10 protein-coding genes are annotated in these 14,803 nt (G+C 66.1%); 5 read left to right on the top strand and 5 right to left on the bottom strand.

The features are described from left to right. Positions 1-11: 11 nt before the first annotated feature. On the bottom strand, positions 12-839 hold the full coding sequence (minC, locus tag G0A00_RS14720; RefSeq protein WP_066105521.1) for a septum site-determining protein MinC: 828 nt from the start codon (positions 837-839) through the stop codon (positions 12-14). A gap of 153 nt (positions 840-992) precedes the next feature. Next, positions 993-2,813 carry an ABC transporter ATP-binding protein gene (locus G0A00_RS14715; protein WP_164182496.1) on the bottom strand — a complete coding sequence of 607 codons (1,821 nt, stop codon included), beginning with the start codon at positions 2,811-2,813 and terminating at the stop codon, positions 993-995. Positions 2,814-3,070: 257 nt separating this feature from the next. Between G0A00_RS14715 and G0A00_RS14710 the strand changes: the two genes are divergently transcribed. The 3 genes from G0A00_RS14710 (at position 3,071) to G0A00_RS14700 (ending at position 7,067) form a co-directional block, all read left to right on the top strand. Continuing rightward, complete coding sequence (locus tag G0A00_RS14710) at positions 3,071-4,777, top strand: peptide ABC transporter substrate-binding protein (RefSeq protein ID WP_164182498.1); 1,707 nt, start codon at positions 3,071-3,073, stop codon at positions 4,775-4,777. Positions 4,778-5,056: 279 nt separating this feature from the next. Beyond that, positions 5,057-6,094: an ABC transporter permease gene (locus G0A00_RS14705; protein WP_164182499.1), complete on the top strand. Its 1,038-nt coding sequence runs from the start codon at positions 5,057-5,059 to the stop codon at positions 6,092-6,094. Continuing rightward, positions 6,087-7,067, top strand: a complete 981-nt coding sequence (locus G0A00_RS14700) for an ABC transporter permease (RefSeq protein ID WP_066105510.1) — start codon at positions 6,087-6,089, stop codon at positions 7,065-7,067. The genes G0A00_RS14705 and G0A00_RS14700 overlap by 8 nt, the downstream gene beginning before the upstream one ends. 322 nt (positions 7,068-7,389) lie before the next feature. On the opposite strand, the gene G0A00_RS14695 is transcribed toward G0A00_RS14700, so the two are convergent. The 3 genes from G0A00_RS14695 to G0A00_RS14685 all read right to left on the bottom strand — a co-directional run bounded on the left by G0A00_RS14695 (position 7,390) and on the right by G0A00_RS14685 (position 12,573). After that, complete coding sequence (locus tag G0A00_RS14695; RefSeq protein WP_164182502.1) at positions 7,390-9,927, bottom strand: PBP1A family penicillin-binding protein; 2,538 nt, start codon at positions 9,925-9,927, stop codon at positions 7,390-7,392. Between the two features lie 147 nt (positions 9,928-10,074). Further along, positions 10,075-11,313 (bottom strand): N-acetylmuramoyl-L-alanine amidase, encoded by a 1,239-nt coding sequence (locus G0A00_RS14690; RefSeq protein WP_164182503.1) that lies wholly within the window; start codon positions 11,311-11,313, stop codon positions 10,075-10,077. Positions 11,314-11,427: 114 nt separating this feature from the next. Further along, on the bottom strand, positions 11,428-12,573 hold the full coding sequence (locus G0A00_RS14685) for a pyridoxal phosphate-dependent aminotransferase (protein ID WP_164182504.1): 1,146 nt from the start codon (positions 12,571-12,573) through the stop codon (positions 11,428-11,430). 67 nt (positions 12,574-12,640) lie between these two features. Here G0A00_RS14685 and G0A00_RS14680 point away from each other — a divergent pair, with 67 nt between their 5' ends. Both G0A00_RS14680 and G0A00_RS14675 read left to right on the top strand, forming a co-directional pair. Continuing rightward, positions 12,641-13,975: a M48 family metalloprotease gene (locus tag G0A00_RS14680; RefSeq protein ID WP_235953109.1), complete on the top strand. Its 1,335-nt coding sequence runs from the start codon at positions 12,641-12,643 to the stop codon at positions 13,973-13,975. Between the two features lie 39 nt (positions 13,976-14,014). Continuing rightward, on the top strand, positions 14,015-14,803 hold the full coding sequence (locus G0A00_RS14675) for a DsbA family protein (protein ID WP_164182506.1): 789 nt from the start codon (positions 14,015-14,017) through the stop codon (positions 14,801-14,803).

Genomic DNA, 14,803 nt, shown 5'->3' with positions numbered 1-14,803 from the left:
AAATGTCGAGGTCAGGCGAACGGCGAAACGATCAGCCGCTCGTCCTCGAGGTAAATCTGCACCATCTTGTGACGCACGTCGGCGCCAAGGCTGTCGGATGTCCGGTAAAGACCGGCGATCGCCAGCAGCTCGGCATCGAGAGACTGGCAGAAGATGCGGGCATTCTCGTCCCCGTCGATGCCCGCGAAGGCGCGGCCGCGCATGCGGCCATAGACGTGGATGTTTCCGGCGGCGAAAAGCTCGGCGCCGGAACTCACCGGACCCACGACCGTCAGGTCGCCCTTGTCGGCGATCACCGTCTGGCCAGAGCGCACCGGCATGGTGACTATCTTATTCTCCGGCGCCATGCGCACCGGTTCCGGCGCGGGCTGCGGCTCGGGGGCCGCTTCCGGTGCCGGGGTCGGCTCGGGGCGCGCGCGCTCGGGGATGACCCGCTGCGGGCGTTTCTGCTCGGAACTGGGCAGCGCCCCGCGCAGCGGCGCATCGCGCCCGCCGGTCACGGTGATCAGCCCCAGCCCTGCGGCCGCCTCTTTGAGGGTCTCGCCGCCGCCCTGAATGCCAAAGACCGCGAGGTCGCGGCGGCGCAGGTCGGCGACAAGCTCGGTCAGCGCCTCGGCGCTCACCTCAGCCTGCGATTGTTCAAGGTCGATGATCACCGGCGCGTCGGTGAAGAAGTTCGGTGTCTTCTCCAGCCGGTCCGCCAGCATCTCGTAGAACCGGGCGTCCGGCGCCGTGCTCAGGCGCAACGCCAGTGCGGTCAGGAACCGCCCCCGGAACTGGAAGGGTTTCAGTGTCGTTCCGACACCTTCGGTGTTGCCGCTGGCGACGTCTGTCTGCACGCTTGGTCTCTGCCTTCTGCTCTCGGGCCCGGCACAGATTCGTGTCTGTGCTTCGTTCCGATCGTGCATAATCATCACACGCCGACAGATCCACCTCCAAGCCCTAATTTTCTCCTTTTAGGCAGAGAAGCGCCGTATGGGTCGCCACAACCCTTAGTAGCCGCTGGCAGAGGTGAGCACGAAATGATCGTGCCCGACCTGCTGATACACGTTTGTCTCTGGCTCGTATCCGACCGGGTGAATGGGCGAGGGAATGGGCTTGAAATTGAGGTCTTTTTCCGACTTCCGGCGGCGCGGATCGGCGATCGGAACCGCCGACATCAGCGCCTTGGTATAGGGGTGCTGCGGGTTCTCGAAAACCGCCGCGCGGGGGCCGATTTCGACGATCCGGCCAAGGTACATCACCCCGACTTTGTGGCTGACCCGTTCGACCACCGCCATGTCGTGACTGATGAAAAGATAGGACAGTCCAAGCTCGGCCTGCAGTTCCATCATCAGATTGACCACCTGCGCCTGCACCGACACGTCGAGCGCCGACACGGCCTCGTCCGCCACGATCAGCTTGGGGTTGAGCGCGAGCGCACGCGCAATGGCGATCCGCTGTCGTTGGCCACCCGAAAGCTCGTGCGGGAAGCGGCGCATGAAACTGCGCGGCAGTTCCACACGGTCAAACAGCATGGCCACGCGGTCCATCATCGCCGAGCCCTTGTGAGAGCCGTAATTGCGCATCGGTTCAGCGACTTGGTCGGCAAGGTTCATCTGAGGGTTCAGCGAGGCGAAGGGATCCTGAAAGATCATCTGCATCTCACGCCGCGCGTCGCGCAGCATGTTCGGCCCCAGCCCCATCACATCAACGCCGTCGAGCACGATACGGCCCTTGTCGGGCTCTACCAGACGCAGGATCGAACGTCCGCAGGTTGACTTGCCGCAGCCCGATTCCCCCACGAGGCTCAGCGTCTGGCCCTTGTTCACGGTGAAGCTGACGTCCTCGACCGCATGCACATTCGCCACCGTCTGGCGGAAGAAACCGCCCTTCACCGGAAAGCGCGTGGTCAGCCCCTCGACCTCCAGCAGCGGCGTGTCGGTGCCGGGGATCGGTTTGATCTCGCCCTGCTCGCGGCCCAGCAGCTTCATCGGTTCGGGCAGCGCCTTGCCGCGCATCTCGCCCAGCTTAGGGACCGCCGCCAACAGCGCCTGCGTATAGGGGTGCTGGGGCCGCTCGAAGATCTCCTCGACCGTGCCCTCTTCCACCTTGTTGCCGCGGAACATGACAACCACGCGGTCGGCCATCTGCGCCACCACCGCCATGTCGTGAGTGATGAACATCACCGCCGTGCCGGTCTCGCGCTTGAGCCTGTCCATCAGGGCAAGAATCTCAGCCTGAATGGTCACGTCGAGCGCCGTGGTCGGCTCGTCGGCGATCAGCAGACGCGGCTTGCAGGCCAGCGCCATGGCGATCACCACGCGCTGCCGCATCCCGCCCGACAGCTCGTGCGGGTATTGCTTCAGCCGCCGCTCGGGCTCGGGAATGCGCACCTGCTTGAGCAGTTCCAGCGCCCGCGCCTCGGCCTCATCCTTGCTCAGCCCGCGGTGAACGCGCAGCCCCTCGGTCAGCTGACGGCCCACGGTGAACACCGGGTTCAGCGCGGTCATCGGCTCTTGGAAGATCATGCCGATCTCATTGCCGCGAATGTCGCGCATCACGTCTTGGCTGGCCTTGGCGAGATCGGTCTCGCCGCCGTCCTTGCGATCAAAAATTAGGCGCCCGTTGGCAATCTCGCCGCCGCCGAACTCGATCAGCCGCATCAGAGACAGCGAACTGACCGACTTACCCGAGCCGGATTCCCCAACGACGCAAACGGTTTCGCCCGCATTGATCTCGAAGCTTACGTCTTCGACACCGGCCACCGGGCCGTCTTTAGTCTCGAATTCAACGCGCAGGCGTTCGATCCGCGCAATGGGGGTGTCCAGCATCAGGGCCTCTCCGTATGGGTCGGTGCAAACGCTAAAGGCACCTCTGTCAAACTGTCAAACCCAAGGCCCACCTGACCCCAAGGCAATGCTTGCATTTTGCGCGCGTTCTGTTTCGATGAGGCCCAAGCGGGATGAGACGAGTGCGAGCGCCGAGACCAAAGGTCCGGCGTTTCACGGTTTTCCCGCTGATACAAAGAAGAGACCAAACGGTCGATGAAAGGCCAACATGGTCTTAGGTCGATAACAGGGAGTGACCTATGAAACTCAAGACCCTCCTGCTCGGGGCTGCCGCCAGCTTTGCTCTGGCCCCCGCCGCAATGGCGGAGCGCGGCTCCGACGGGCATGTGAACATCATCTATTGGCAGGCGCCGTCGATCATGACGCCCTACCTGTCGAGCGGCACGAAGGACATCGAAGCCTCGTCGCTCGTGCTCGAGCCGCTGGGCCGCTACACCGAGACCGGCGCGCTGGTCCCGTTCCTGGCTGAAGAGATTCCCACCGTCGAAAACGGCGGCGTGGCAGAAGACCTGAAGTCGATCACCTGGAAGCTGAAAGAGGGCCTGCTGTGGTCCGACGGCTCGCCGGTGACCTCGGCTGACGTGAAATTCACCGCCGACTACTGCATGAACCCCGAAGGCGGCTGCGCGCAGCTGGCGAAGTTCGACCACATCACCTCGATCGACACCCCTGACGATCTGACCGTGGTGGTGAGCTTCGACAAGGCCATGCCGAACCCCTACGGTCCGTTCATGGGCGGCCAGTCCCCGATCCTGCAAAAGGCGCAGTTCGAGAACTGCGTGGGCGCGGCAGCCTCGACCTGCACCGAGGCCAACTTCAACCCGATCGGCACCGGCCCCTTCGTGGTCGACGAGTTCAAGCCGAACGACGTGATCTCGCTCTCCGCAAACCCCAACTACCGTGACCCCGCGAAGCCCGCTTTCGCCACCGTCACGCTGAAGGGCGGCGGCGATGCGGAATCCGCGGCCCGCGCGGTTCTGCAGACCGGCGAGTTCGACTACGCGTGGAACCTGCAGCTGGCCCCCGACGTCCTCGCCTCCATGGCTGAAGGCGGCGCTGGCACCCCGGTCTCGGCCTTCGGCACCCTGGTCGAACGTCTCGAGATGAACATGACCGACCCCTCGCCGAACCTGCCCGAGGGCGAGCGTTCGACCGTGGCGCATCCGCACCCGATCCTGTCCGACTTCAACGTCCGCAAGGCGCTGTCGATGGCCATCGACCGCGAGCTGCTGACCGAGATCGGCTATGGTCAGGCGGGCCGCGCCACCTGTAACCTCGTGCCCGCGCCCGAGCTTTACGCCTCGGACAACACCGAGTGTCTGACCCAGGACCTCGAAGGCGCCAAGGCGCTGCTCGAAGAAGCCGGCTGGACCGACAGCGATGGTGACGGCGTGCGTGAGAAAGACGGCGTGAAGCTGAGCCTTCTCTACCAGAGCTCGACCAACGCCGTGCGTCAGGACTTCCAGGCCCTGATCAAGGATTGGTGGCGCCAGATCGGTGTCGAAACCGAACTGCGCAACGTCGACGCTTCGGTGTTCTTCGGCGGTGATCCGGGCTCGCCCGACACCTTCCAGAAGTTCTATGCCGACGTCGAGATGTACGCGAACAACTTCGACGGCACCGACCCGCAGTCCTACCTGCAGATGTACCGCTGCGGCAACGAGCCGAAGCCGTCCTCGCAGTGGCAGGGTGAGAACATCAACCGCTTCTGCAACGAAGAGTATGATGCTCTGCTCGACGAGCTGGCGCAGACCGGCGAGTTGGACAAGCGCGGCGAGCTGGCCAAGAAGCTGAACGACATCATCACCAAAGAGACGATGACCATCGTTCCGCTGGTCGACCGTGGCCGCGTGTCGGCGCATTCCAACACGCTGGGCGGTGTCATCCTGAACACCTGGGACAGCGAGCTCTGGAACGCCGCCGACTGGTATCGCACCGAAGGCTGATCCCCTGACACGCACGTCCCCGCCCGGCGCGGGGACGTGCCCTTTTTCGGAAGGTCTGCCCGTGACCTCACCTCTCCGGAACCCGAACCCCGGCACCCTGCCCCGGTTCACCGACGCGGCCGCTGCCGCCTCACGGCGACAGCCGGTTCCGCCGCACGGGCCCCACAACAAAGACACGGAATTCATGACGCACACAGCCCGCATCCATGACCGGTGCCGGACGCGCGCGCTGCATTCGCAGCAAGGACGCGCCCGCCGCCTCGCCCGCGAGGTCCGCACATGCTGACCTATGCGATCCGACGCCTCGTCCTTTCGGTCCCGACGCTGCTGTTCATCAGCTTCGTGATCTTCATGCTGCTGCAGCTTGCGCCGGGCGATCCCATGGCGCAGGTGCCGCTGACGGTGCCGCCCGAGGTGAAGCAGAAGATGCGCGAGGCGCTTGGCGTCGGCGAGCCGGCGCTGGTGCAATACTGGAAATGGCTGGTGCAGGTGTTCTGGACCGAGCCCAAGATCTTCATCGACTGGCTGACCCGCGACACATGGCTGCTTGGCTGGCTGCCCGACACGCATCTCTATCAGGGTGAGCTGCGGGTGATCTCCTGGCAGACCCGCTCGCCGGTGATGGACATCGTGCTGCAGCGCATCCCGCAGACGCTCTGGGTCGTCGGCCTGAGCTATGTGGTGGGCGTGCTGATCGCCCTGCCCATCGGCATCTACTCGGCCTACCGGCAGTATTCGGTCTTTGATCAGGCCGGGACGTTCATCACCATGGTCGGCTTCTCGATCCCGCCGTTCTTCACCGGGCCGCTGCTGATCGTGATCTTCTCGGTCTACCTTGGCTGGTTCCCGTCGATCTACGACACCACCCACGTTGTGCACGACTGGGAAAGCTTCAAGTTCCAGCTTATGCAGATGATCATGCCGGTGATGGTGCTGGCGCTGCAGACCACCGCGCAGCTGTCGCGCTACATGCGCGCCTCGATGCTCGACAACCTCAATCAGGACTATGTGCGCACCGCCCGCGCCAAGGGCCTGTCCGAGGCCGTGGTGGTGATGATCCACGTGCTGCGCAACTCGATGATCCCGGTGATCACCGTGATCGCGCTTGGCGTCCCGGCGATCTTCGGCGGCGCGATCATCACCGAGAACGTTTTCAAGGTGAACGGCATCGGCCAGCTTCTGATCACCGCGCTCTTCGCCAACGACCTGCCGATGGTGATGACGCTGACCTTCATCTTTGCCGTGCTGATCGTGGTGTTCAACCTGATCGCCGACATCCTCTATGGCCTTCTCGACCCGAGGATCCGCTATGACTGAGCCCGTCCCCGCATCCCCCGCCCCGATCGAGGCCCTGCGCGACAAGGGTCCGGACAAGCCGCCGCGTTCGAAGTGGAAAGACGTCTGGAGCCAGTTCCGCAAGCACAAGGGCGCGATGATCGGGGGGTTCTTCCTGATCTTCATCACCTTGGGTGTGCTGATCGGCCCCTATCTGTGGACGCTCGATCCGCAGGCGCTGGACATCCGCGCCAAGGACATGCGCCCGGTCTACACCGCGCTCTGGGACAGCACCGCCAAGACCAGCTGGGCGCATCCGCTGGGCAGCGACCAGTTGGGCCGTGACAACCTCTCGCAGCTGATCGCAGGCGGGCGCGCCTCGATGGCCGTGGGCTGGGCGGCGATGATCCTGTCGCTGGTGATCGGCGCCGGCGTCGGCGTGCTGGCGGGCTACTTCCGCAAGCTCGACGGCCCGCTGATGCGCCTGACGGATCTGTTCCTGTCGCTGCCGATCCTGCCGCTGCTGCTGGTGGCCGTGACGCTGTTCCGCCAGCCGCTGCGCGCCAACTTCGGCCCCGAGGGCGGCATGTTCATCCTCATCGTCACCGTGGTCGGCATCACCTCGTGGATGCCCACGGCGCGCATCGTGCGCGGCGACGTGCTGGCGCTGAAAGAGCGCGAGTTCGTGCTGGCGGCGCGCTCGATTGGCACCAAGCCGTTCCAGATCATCAAGCGCCACCTGCTGCCGAACGTGCTCTCGCCGATCATGGTCTCGGCGACGCTGGGCCTCGCCACGGCGATCATCACCGAGAGCGCCCTGTCGTTCCTCGGCGTGGGCTTTCCGTCGGACTTCCCGACCTGGGGCAAGATGCTGGCCGATGCGGTGGCGCGGATGGAAGACTTCCCCGAGCGGGTGATCCTGCCCGGCATCGCCATCTCGCTGACCGTGCTGGGGGTGAACTACCTCGGCGACGGCCTGCGCGACGCGCTCGATCCGCGCATCCGCGGCCGCTGAGCGGCGCGCCAGCGGGGTCCGCAATCGGGGCGGGAGGCATTGGCCTCCCGCCCCTTTTTCTTGCGCGCGCCGCCCTCTCCCGGCGCTACGCGGGCGGCGCTGCCGGAGATGCGTATTTGGAAAGAGAAGAAGACCCTATCGCCCCAAAGCCGCGCCCAGCCTCTTCTTCTCTTTGAAAATACGCCCCAAGAACTTCTGGGTGAATTGGCCGTAGGCCAAGAGGGGCAGCGCCCCTCCGCTCCCCCGCCCACAGACCTTTCGCAAAAGAAAAGGCGGAGGGTTTCCCCTCCGCCTTGTCGATCCTGCTAACCCGTTGCGCCGCTCAGTAGAGGCCACCCGAGCTGAGCGTGCCGAAGGAGGCCTTGGGACCCACCGTCGCCTTGCGCCCGGTGGAGGTGGTGACCTCGCGCGGGCGGGTCGAGCCGTCGGGCTGGATCATGTCGAAATTGCCCGACATCGCCCAGCCGCCGTCGAGCTGGATGCCAAAGAGCGGCTCTTCGCCCGAGCGGAAACATTCGGCCACCACGTTCGGCCCCGAGGCATCCGGCCCCAGACGCGCGCCGGTGAAACGGTCCATGTTGAGGAAGTTACAGGCGGGCGGCACTTTGAACTGACCGCCGCCGTATTTCTCGACCGCCTTGAGCATGAAGCGGTTGAACACCGGCCCGCACATGCCGCCGCCCGAGGCCCCCCGGCCCAGCGGGCGGGGCGTGTCATAGCCGATGTAACAGCCCGCCACGATGTTCGAGGTAAAGCCGAGCATCCACACGTCCTTGGCATCGTTGGTGGTGCCGGTCTTGCCCGCGGTGGGCACCGGCAGGTTCACCGTGCGCGAGGCGGTGCCGCGCTGCACCACACCCTGCATCATAGAGGTGAGCTGATAGGCGGTGACCGCATCCATGATCCGGTCGCGGTTGTTGCGGATGTCCGGGCCACGGCCCGGCGGCAGGTTCGGGTCGGCGCAATCGAGGCAGCTGCGCTCGTTGCCCTTTTGATACTCATGGTTGTAGACCGTGCGGCCATAACGGTCCTGCACCCGGTCGACCAGCGTCGGCTCGACCCGCTCGCCGCCGTTGGCGAACATCGCATAGGCCGAGATCATCTTGTAGAGCGTGGTCTCATCCGCCCCGAGCGCATTGGCCAGCACCCGGCCCATGTGGTCATAGACCCCGAACTTCTCGGCGTAGCGCCCCACGGTGTCCATGCCGATCTCTTGTGCGAGACGGATGGTCATCAGGTTCCGCGACTGCTCGATGCCGGTGCGCAGCGGCGTCGGGCCATAGTAGGTGTTCGACGCGTTCTTCGGCCGCCAGACGCCCTGCGGCGTGTTGATCTCGATCGGTGCGTCGATGATCACTGTCGAAGGCGAGAACCCCGAGTCCAGCGCCGCGGCGTAGACGAAGGGCTTGAAGCTGGAGCCGGGCTGGCGCAGCGCCTGCGTGGCGCGGTTGAACACCGAGTTCTGGTAGCTGAAGCCACCCTGCATGGCGATCACCCGGCCGGTGTTCACGTCCATCGCCATGAAGGCACCCTGCACGCGCGGCACCTGCCGCAGCGTCCAGCGGATGAATGTGCCATCCTGATCGGTGACCATGGCGCGCACATGCACCACGTCGCCGCGCTTGAAATTGTCGGCAAAGCTGCCGCGGATCCACGAGATGTCTTCGCGCGGCACCACCGAGGGGCGTTCCGCCGTGTCCGGCGTGTCCTCGATGCCAAGGCGCATCTGGCTGTCGCCCACCTCCAGAACCACCGCCGGCAGCCACTGGCTTTCGAGGTCGATGTCGCGTGCAATCGGCACCGCCGCCAGCGCCGCGCGCCAATCCTCTTCCGAGCCGAGGCTCTCTTCGGGGATGGTCTTGCCGGAGCCGCGCCAGCGGCCCAAGCTGCGGTCGTAATCCTCGAGCGCGATGCGCAGCGACTGCGCCGCCTCCACCTGCATCTCGGGGTCGAGCGTGGCGCGCACCGACAGGCCGCCCGAGAAGAACTCGCCCTCGCCGAACTCGCTGGTCAGCTGGCGGCGGATCTCGTCGGTGAAATAATCGCGCGGCGGCAGCGACTTCTGATAGGGCTCGAAATCGCCGTTCTGCACCGAACTCAGCGGCTGGCTGACCTCGGTCTCATAGGTGGCCGTGTCGATATAGCCGTTCTCGCGCATCTCGCGCAGCACGTAGTTGCGCCGGTCGAGCAGACGCTGCTTGTTGCGCACCGGGTGGAAGTCCGACGGCGCTTTCGGCATCGAGGCCAGCATCGCCGCCTCATGCGGGGCAAGCTCGGACAGGCTCTTATTGAAATAGGTCTGCGCCGCGGCGGTGACGCCATAGGAGTTCTGGCCGAGGAAAATCTCGTTGAGATAGAGCTCGAGGATCTTGTCCTTGCTCAGCGTCTCTTCGAGGCGCGAGGCGAGGATGATCTCTTTGATCTTGCGCTCGATCTTGCGGTCGCCGGAGAGCAGGAAGTTCTTCATCACCTGCTGGGTGATGGTCGACGCGCCGCGCACATCGCGGCCACGGGTGCGCACCGCGTCGAAGGCAGCGGCGGCGATGCCGCGCACGTCATAGCCGTGGTGCTCGTAGAAATTCTTGTCTTCGGCGGAGATGAAGGCCTGCTTGACGAGATCGGGGATCTGGTCGGCCGGGGTGAACAGCCGCCGCTCCTGCGCGAATTCGTCAATGATCTGACCTTCTTGCGAGTAGATGCGCGAGATCGTCGGCGGCGTGTATTGCGCAAGGCTTTCATGGCTTGGCAGGTCGCGGCCATAGATCCAGAAGACCGCGCCGATAGACAGCGCGACCGCCATCACTCCCAGAGTGATGACGCTGAAGATGGCCCCGAAGAACGAGAGAATGAACCTGGTCACAAGCAATGCCCCTTTGGATTGCAGCCCCATTATACAACGCGCGGGCTCAGGTCAAAACACAAGGCTGCCAGAGGGAAGCCTGGAACGGCGGTCTCATGCCGGAGCGCGCCGTTCACCCGACCCTAATGCCGTCCTAATACCGCCAGCCTATTGCCGCCGCAGGCGCGCCAAGGCTTCGTCTTCGATCGCCCATGCGTCGATCCCGTCGCGGATCCCTGCTGCCATGCCCGCGCGCCATGCCGGATCCTGCAGATGATTTAGGTCTTCGGCGGTCGACAGGAACCCCACTTCGATCAGCACCGAGGGGATATCGGCGGCCTTGAGCACCGAGAAGCCCGCCTGTCGCAGCGGGCGTTTGTGCACCTGCCCCACCGCGTTGCGGATGCCCGACACCAGCTGCCGTGCCAGCGCCTTGCCGCGCGGCGCATTGTCGAGCCGCGCCAGATCCATCAGCACATTGGCGACCCGGTCGTCGGAGCCCGAAAGATCGAGCCCGGCGAGAATGTCGTCGCGGTCGTGGCGCTCGGCCAGCGCGGCGGAGGCGGCATCCGAGGCATCCTCGGCCAGCGTGTAGACTGTGGCGCCATGGGCGATGCCCTGCTCGATGGCGTCGGCATGCAGCGAGATGAAGAGATCGGCGCGTGCGTCATGCGCCAGCGCCACCCGCCCTTCGAGCGAAACAAAGACATCCGCATCGCGGGTCATCAGCACCTCATAGCCCGCGCGGCGCAGCACGTCGCGCAGATCGCGCGCGAAGGTCAGCATGAGGTTGGCCTCGGCGTGGCCGTCGCGCTGCGCGCCCGGATCAATGCCGCCGTGCCCCGGATCGAGCACGATGCGCAGCGGCGCGCCCGGCGCACGCAGCGGCGCGGCCTTGGCCTTGGCTGGCGGCAGGTCCCAGCGCGGATCGCGCGGCACCCCGGAGTGCGCGGCCATCTCGGCGGCGCTCGCCTTGGTCAGCGTCAGGCGCAGCGTCGCGGCGCCGGTCTCTTCCGAGACCTTCATCCCCGCTTTGTCGATGATCATCGGCTGCGACAGCTCGGCCACCAGCCGCGACCAGCCCGAGCGGAACGGCCCCATATGCAGCGCGGTCACCGCCTCGGCGCGGTCCATCGCCGCCGCATCCGCGTCGGTCCAGTCGACCTCGCGGAAATCCAGCACCAGCCGCGCCGGATCGGTCAGGGTGAAGGCCCGCCACGGCACGCCCTGGCTCAGATCGAGGGTCAGTTCGGCACCGCTGCGGCCATGATCCTCGGCGCCACCGTCCAGCAGACGCGCCTGCCCGCCGAGCCCGGCGCTCTGCGCCTGCGCGCTGCTTGTGCCGGGCGTGGTGCCAAGCATTGCGCAGAACACGCCCGCCGCGATGATCCGGAAAATACTGCTCATCCGCCTGTCTGTCTTTTTGTGGTTGGGCCGAAGCCTAGCAGTCCCGGCCCGGATTCGCACCTGCTTCGCGGCGGGTGCGATGATCACATTGCGGCGCGGCGAGGCAGGTGCGGCTCAGCCCCGGCTTGCCATGAAGGCCTTGAGCCGTGCCAGCCCCTCTTCGATCTCTGCCGTGCCGCGGGCGTAGGAAAAGCGCAACGTCCCCGCCCCGCGCGCCGGATCGAAATCGAGGCCCGGCGTCACGGCGACACCGGCCTTCTCGAGGATCTCGGCGGCAAAGGCGCGGCTGTCGCTCGTCAGATGGCTGACGTCGGCATAGACGTAGAAGGCGCCATCCGGCGGCGCGATCCGATCAAAGCCCGCCTTGGGCAGCCCCTCCATCATCAGCGCGCGGTTTTTGGCGTAGACCGCAAGGTTGGCCTGCAGTTCCTCGGTCGCGTCCATCGCTGCAAGTGCGGCGACCTGCGAGGCGTTCGGCGCGCAGATGAAAAGGTTCTGCGCCAGCCGCTCGAACTGCCGCACCTGCGCCTCGGGGACCACCAGCCAGCCGACTCGCCAGCCGGTCATCGAGAAATACTTCGAGAAGGAGTTGATCACGCAGACATCGTCGGAGACCTGCAGCGCGGTCACCGGCTTTTTGTCGTAATCGATGCCGTGGTAAATCTCGTCCGACAGGAACGACGCGCCGCGCGCCTGCACCGCCTCGACCAACTCCGCCAGTTCGGGCTTGCCCAGCATGGTGCCCGTGGGGTTGCTGGGCGAGGCGACCATGGCGCCCTCATAGCCCACCCCGGCAAGGTCCTGCGGGGTCAGCTGATAGCGGTTCTCGGCGGAGGTCTGCACTTCGACCGGGCGCAGGTCCAGCGCCTTGAGGATCTGCCGGTAGGACGGGTAGCCCGGCGCTCCCAGTGCCACCCGGTCGCCCGCGTCGAAAAGCGCCGAGAAGGCAAGGATGAAGCCCCCCGAAGAGCCCGGCGTGACCACCACCCGCTCGGGGTTCAGATCGACGTCATACCATTCGCCGTAAAGCCGCGCGATGCGCGCCCGCAGTTCGGGAATGCCAAGCGCCACGGTGTAGCCGAGCGCATCGCTTTCCATCGCGTCGGCCAGCGCCTTGCGGGCCGCCTCGGGCGCGGGCGAGCTGGGCTGGCCCACTTCCATGTGGATGATGTGGCGGCCTGCCGCCTCGGCGGCGCGGGCCTGCTCCATCACATCCATCACGATGAAGGGATCAACTGCCCCGCGGCTTGAGTTTCGCATGTCTCTCTCCCATGGTGACCCGGCACGACGCCTCCGGGCGGAGTACGAAGCTTCAAAGGGAGGGTCAATGCCGCGCGCCACGCTGCGCTTGGTTGCAACGCTCTGCGCCCTGGCCCTGCTGCTGGTGGCGCCCTCTGCGCATGCCGCCACGCTTTTGCGAGACGCCGACATCGAACACGCGCTGACGCAGTTGAGCGCTCCGGTGCTGCGCGCCGCCGGGCTGAGCCCGGGACAGGTGCAGGTGATGGTGGTGCAGGACGACCGGCTGAACGCTTTCGTCGCCGACCCCAGCCATATCTTCGTGAACTCCGGGCTGCTGATGAAACTGCCGAGCGCCAAGGCGCTGCAGGCGGTGCTGGCGCATGAGGCCGCGCATATCACCGGCGGGCATATCACCCGGCGGCTCGGCAATATGCGGGCGGCGCGCAACGCCGCCGGTCTGGGCATGGTGCTGGCCGTCGCCGCAGGTGCCGCCTCGGGCAGTGCCGACGCCGCGGCCGGGCTGCTGATCGGCGCGCAAAGCTCGGCACTGCGCAGTTTTCTCGGCCACACCCGCGCCGAGGAAAGCTCGGCCGATATCGCCTCGGTGCGCACGCTGGTCACCGCCGGGATCGACCCACGCGGCGCGCTGCAGGCGCAGGAGCTGTTCCTCGGGCAAGAGGCGCTGAACGTCGGGCGGCAAGATCCCTATATGCAAAGCCATCCGCTGACCCGCGACCGTTTCCGCAGCCTCGAGGCGCTGGTGGCGGGCACGAAGACGGCCGAAGCCGATGATCCCGCCGCGCAATATTGGTTCCTGCGGGCGCGCGGCAAGCTCACCGCCTTCCTGCGCGCGCCGGGCTGGACGCTGGACCGGCTGGACCGCAGCGGCAGCCAAGACATCGCGCTGATGCGTGAGGCGGTCGCCCGCCACCGCCAGTCCGATCTCGGCGGCGCCCTGCGGGCGATCGACGGCGCCATCGCGCTGCGCCCCAACGATCCCTTCTATCGCGACCTGAAGGGCCAGATCCTGCTGGAATCGCGCCGCCCCGAAGAGGCCGCCCGCGTCGGCGAGCAGGCCCGGCGATTGGCCCCGCGCAACGCGCAGGTCCTTGGCGGGCTGGGCCGGGCGCAGCTGGCGTCAAAGCAATACGCCCCGGCGCTGCAGACATTGGAAGCCGCGCGCGGTCGTGACTGGGCCGATCCGCGCATCCTGCGCGACATCTCGGTGGCCTACGCCCGCGCCGGCAACACCGGCATGGCCTCGGAGGCCACGGCGCAGCGCTACGCGCTGCAAAACCGGATGGACGACGCCGCCATTCACGCAAAACGTGCATTGGATTTACTGCCACGCGGCTCGGCCCCGTGGCGCCGGGCGCAGGATGTGCTAGACGCATCCGAGCGCGCCGCAAGGAAACGCTGACACCGCCCCCTGCGGGCGCAATTGACCGACGGAGACAAGATGCAATCCCTTTCGACCCGACGCACCGCCCTTCGCCGCGCCGCCGCCTCGCTGGCCGTGGCCACCGGGCTCATGGCGCAGCCCGTGGCGGCCCAGAGCTTTGACCTCGAGAACCTCACCCCCGAGCAGCGCGAGGCCTTCCGCGCCGAGGTGCGGGAGTATCTGCTCGACAACCCCGAAGTGATCATGGAGGCGGTGAGCGCGCTCGAAGCCAAGCAGCAGCAGCAACAGGCCGCCGCCGACGAAGACCTCGTGGCCGCCAACGCTGGCGCGCTCTTCGATGACGGCTACAGCTGGGTGGGTGGCAACCCCGACGGCGACGTGACCATCGTGGAATTTTCGGACTACCGCTGCGGCTATTGCCGCAAGGCCTTCCCCGAGGTCGAGCAGCTGGTGCAAAGCGATGGCAACATCCGCATCGTCATCAAGGAATTCCCGATCCTCGGGCAGGACAGCGTGACCTCGTCGCGCTTTGCGCTGGCGACCATGCTGGTCGAAGGGCCGGACGCCTACAAGCAGATGCATGACGCGCTGATCTCGCTCAAGCAGGAGCCGAGCGAGCCGGTGCTGTCGAAACTGGCGGACACGCTTGGGCTGGATGGTGAGGCCATTCTCGCCAAGATGAGCGATCCCGAGGTGGACCGCCGCATCAAGGAAACCCACGAGTTGGCGCAGCGCCTGCAGATCAGCGGCACGCCGACCTTCGTGTTTGGCGACCAGATGCTGCGCGGCTATGTGCCGATCGACGGGATGCGCCAGATCGTCGATCAGATCCGCAGCGAGGGCTGA

Origin of the sequence: Salipiger sp. PrR002 (assembly GCF_010500775.1) — a bacterium.
Lineage (GTDB): Bacteria > Pseudomonadota > Alphaproteobacteria > Rhodobacterales > Rhodobacteraceae > Salipiger.
Note: the sequence above shows the minus strand (reverse complement) of the source record. Positions and strands in the feature narration are given on the sequence as shown.

Coding starts and splice junctions, on each gene's coding strand:
- G0A00_RS14680 (WP_235953109.1), top strand. CDS start 12,641: ATGCCGCGCGCCACGCTGCGCTTGGTTGCAACGCTCTGCGCCCTGGCC.
- G0A00_RS14685 (WP_164182504.1), bottom strand. CDS start 12,573: ATGCGAAACTCAAGCCGCGGGGCAGTTGATCCCTTCATCGTGATGGAT.
- G0A00_RS14690 (WP_164182503.1), bottom strand. CDS start 11,313: ATGAGCAGTATTTTCCGGATCATCGCGGCGGGCGTGTTCTGCGCAATG.
- G0A00_RS14700 (WP_066105510.1), top strand. CDS start 6,087: ATGACTGAGCCCGTCCCCGCATCCCCCGCCCCGATCGAGGCCCTGCGC.
- G0A00_RS14705 (WP_164182499.1), top strand. CDS start 5,057: ATGCTGACCTATGCGATCCGACGCCTCGTCCTTTCGGTCCCGACGCTG.
- G0A00_RS14710 (WP_164182498.1), top strand. CDS start 3,071: ATGAAACTCAAGACCCTCCTGCTCGGGGCTGCCGCCAGCTTTGCTCTG.
- G0A00_RS14675 (WP_164182506.1), top strand. CDS start 14,015: ATGCAATCCCTTTCGACCCGACGCACCGCCCTTCGCCGCGCCGCCGCC.
- G0A00_RS14715 (WP_164182496.1), bottom strand. CDS start 2,813: ATGCTGGACACCCCCATTGCGCGGATCGAACGCCTGCGCGTTGAATTC.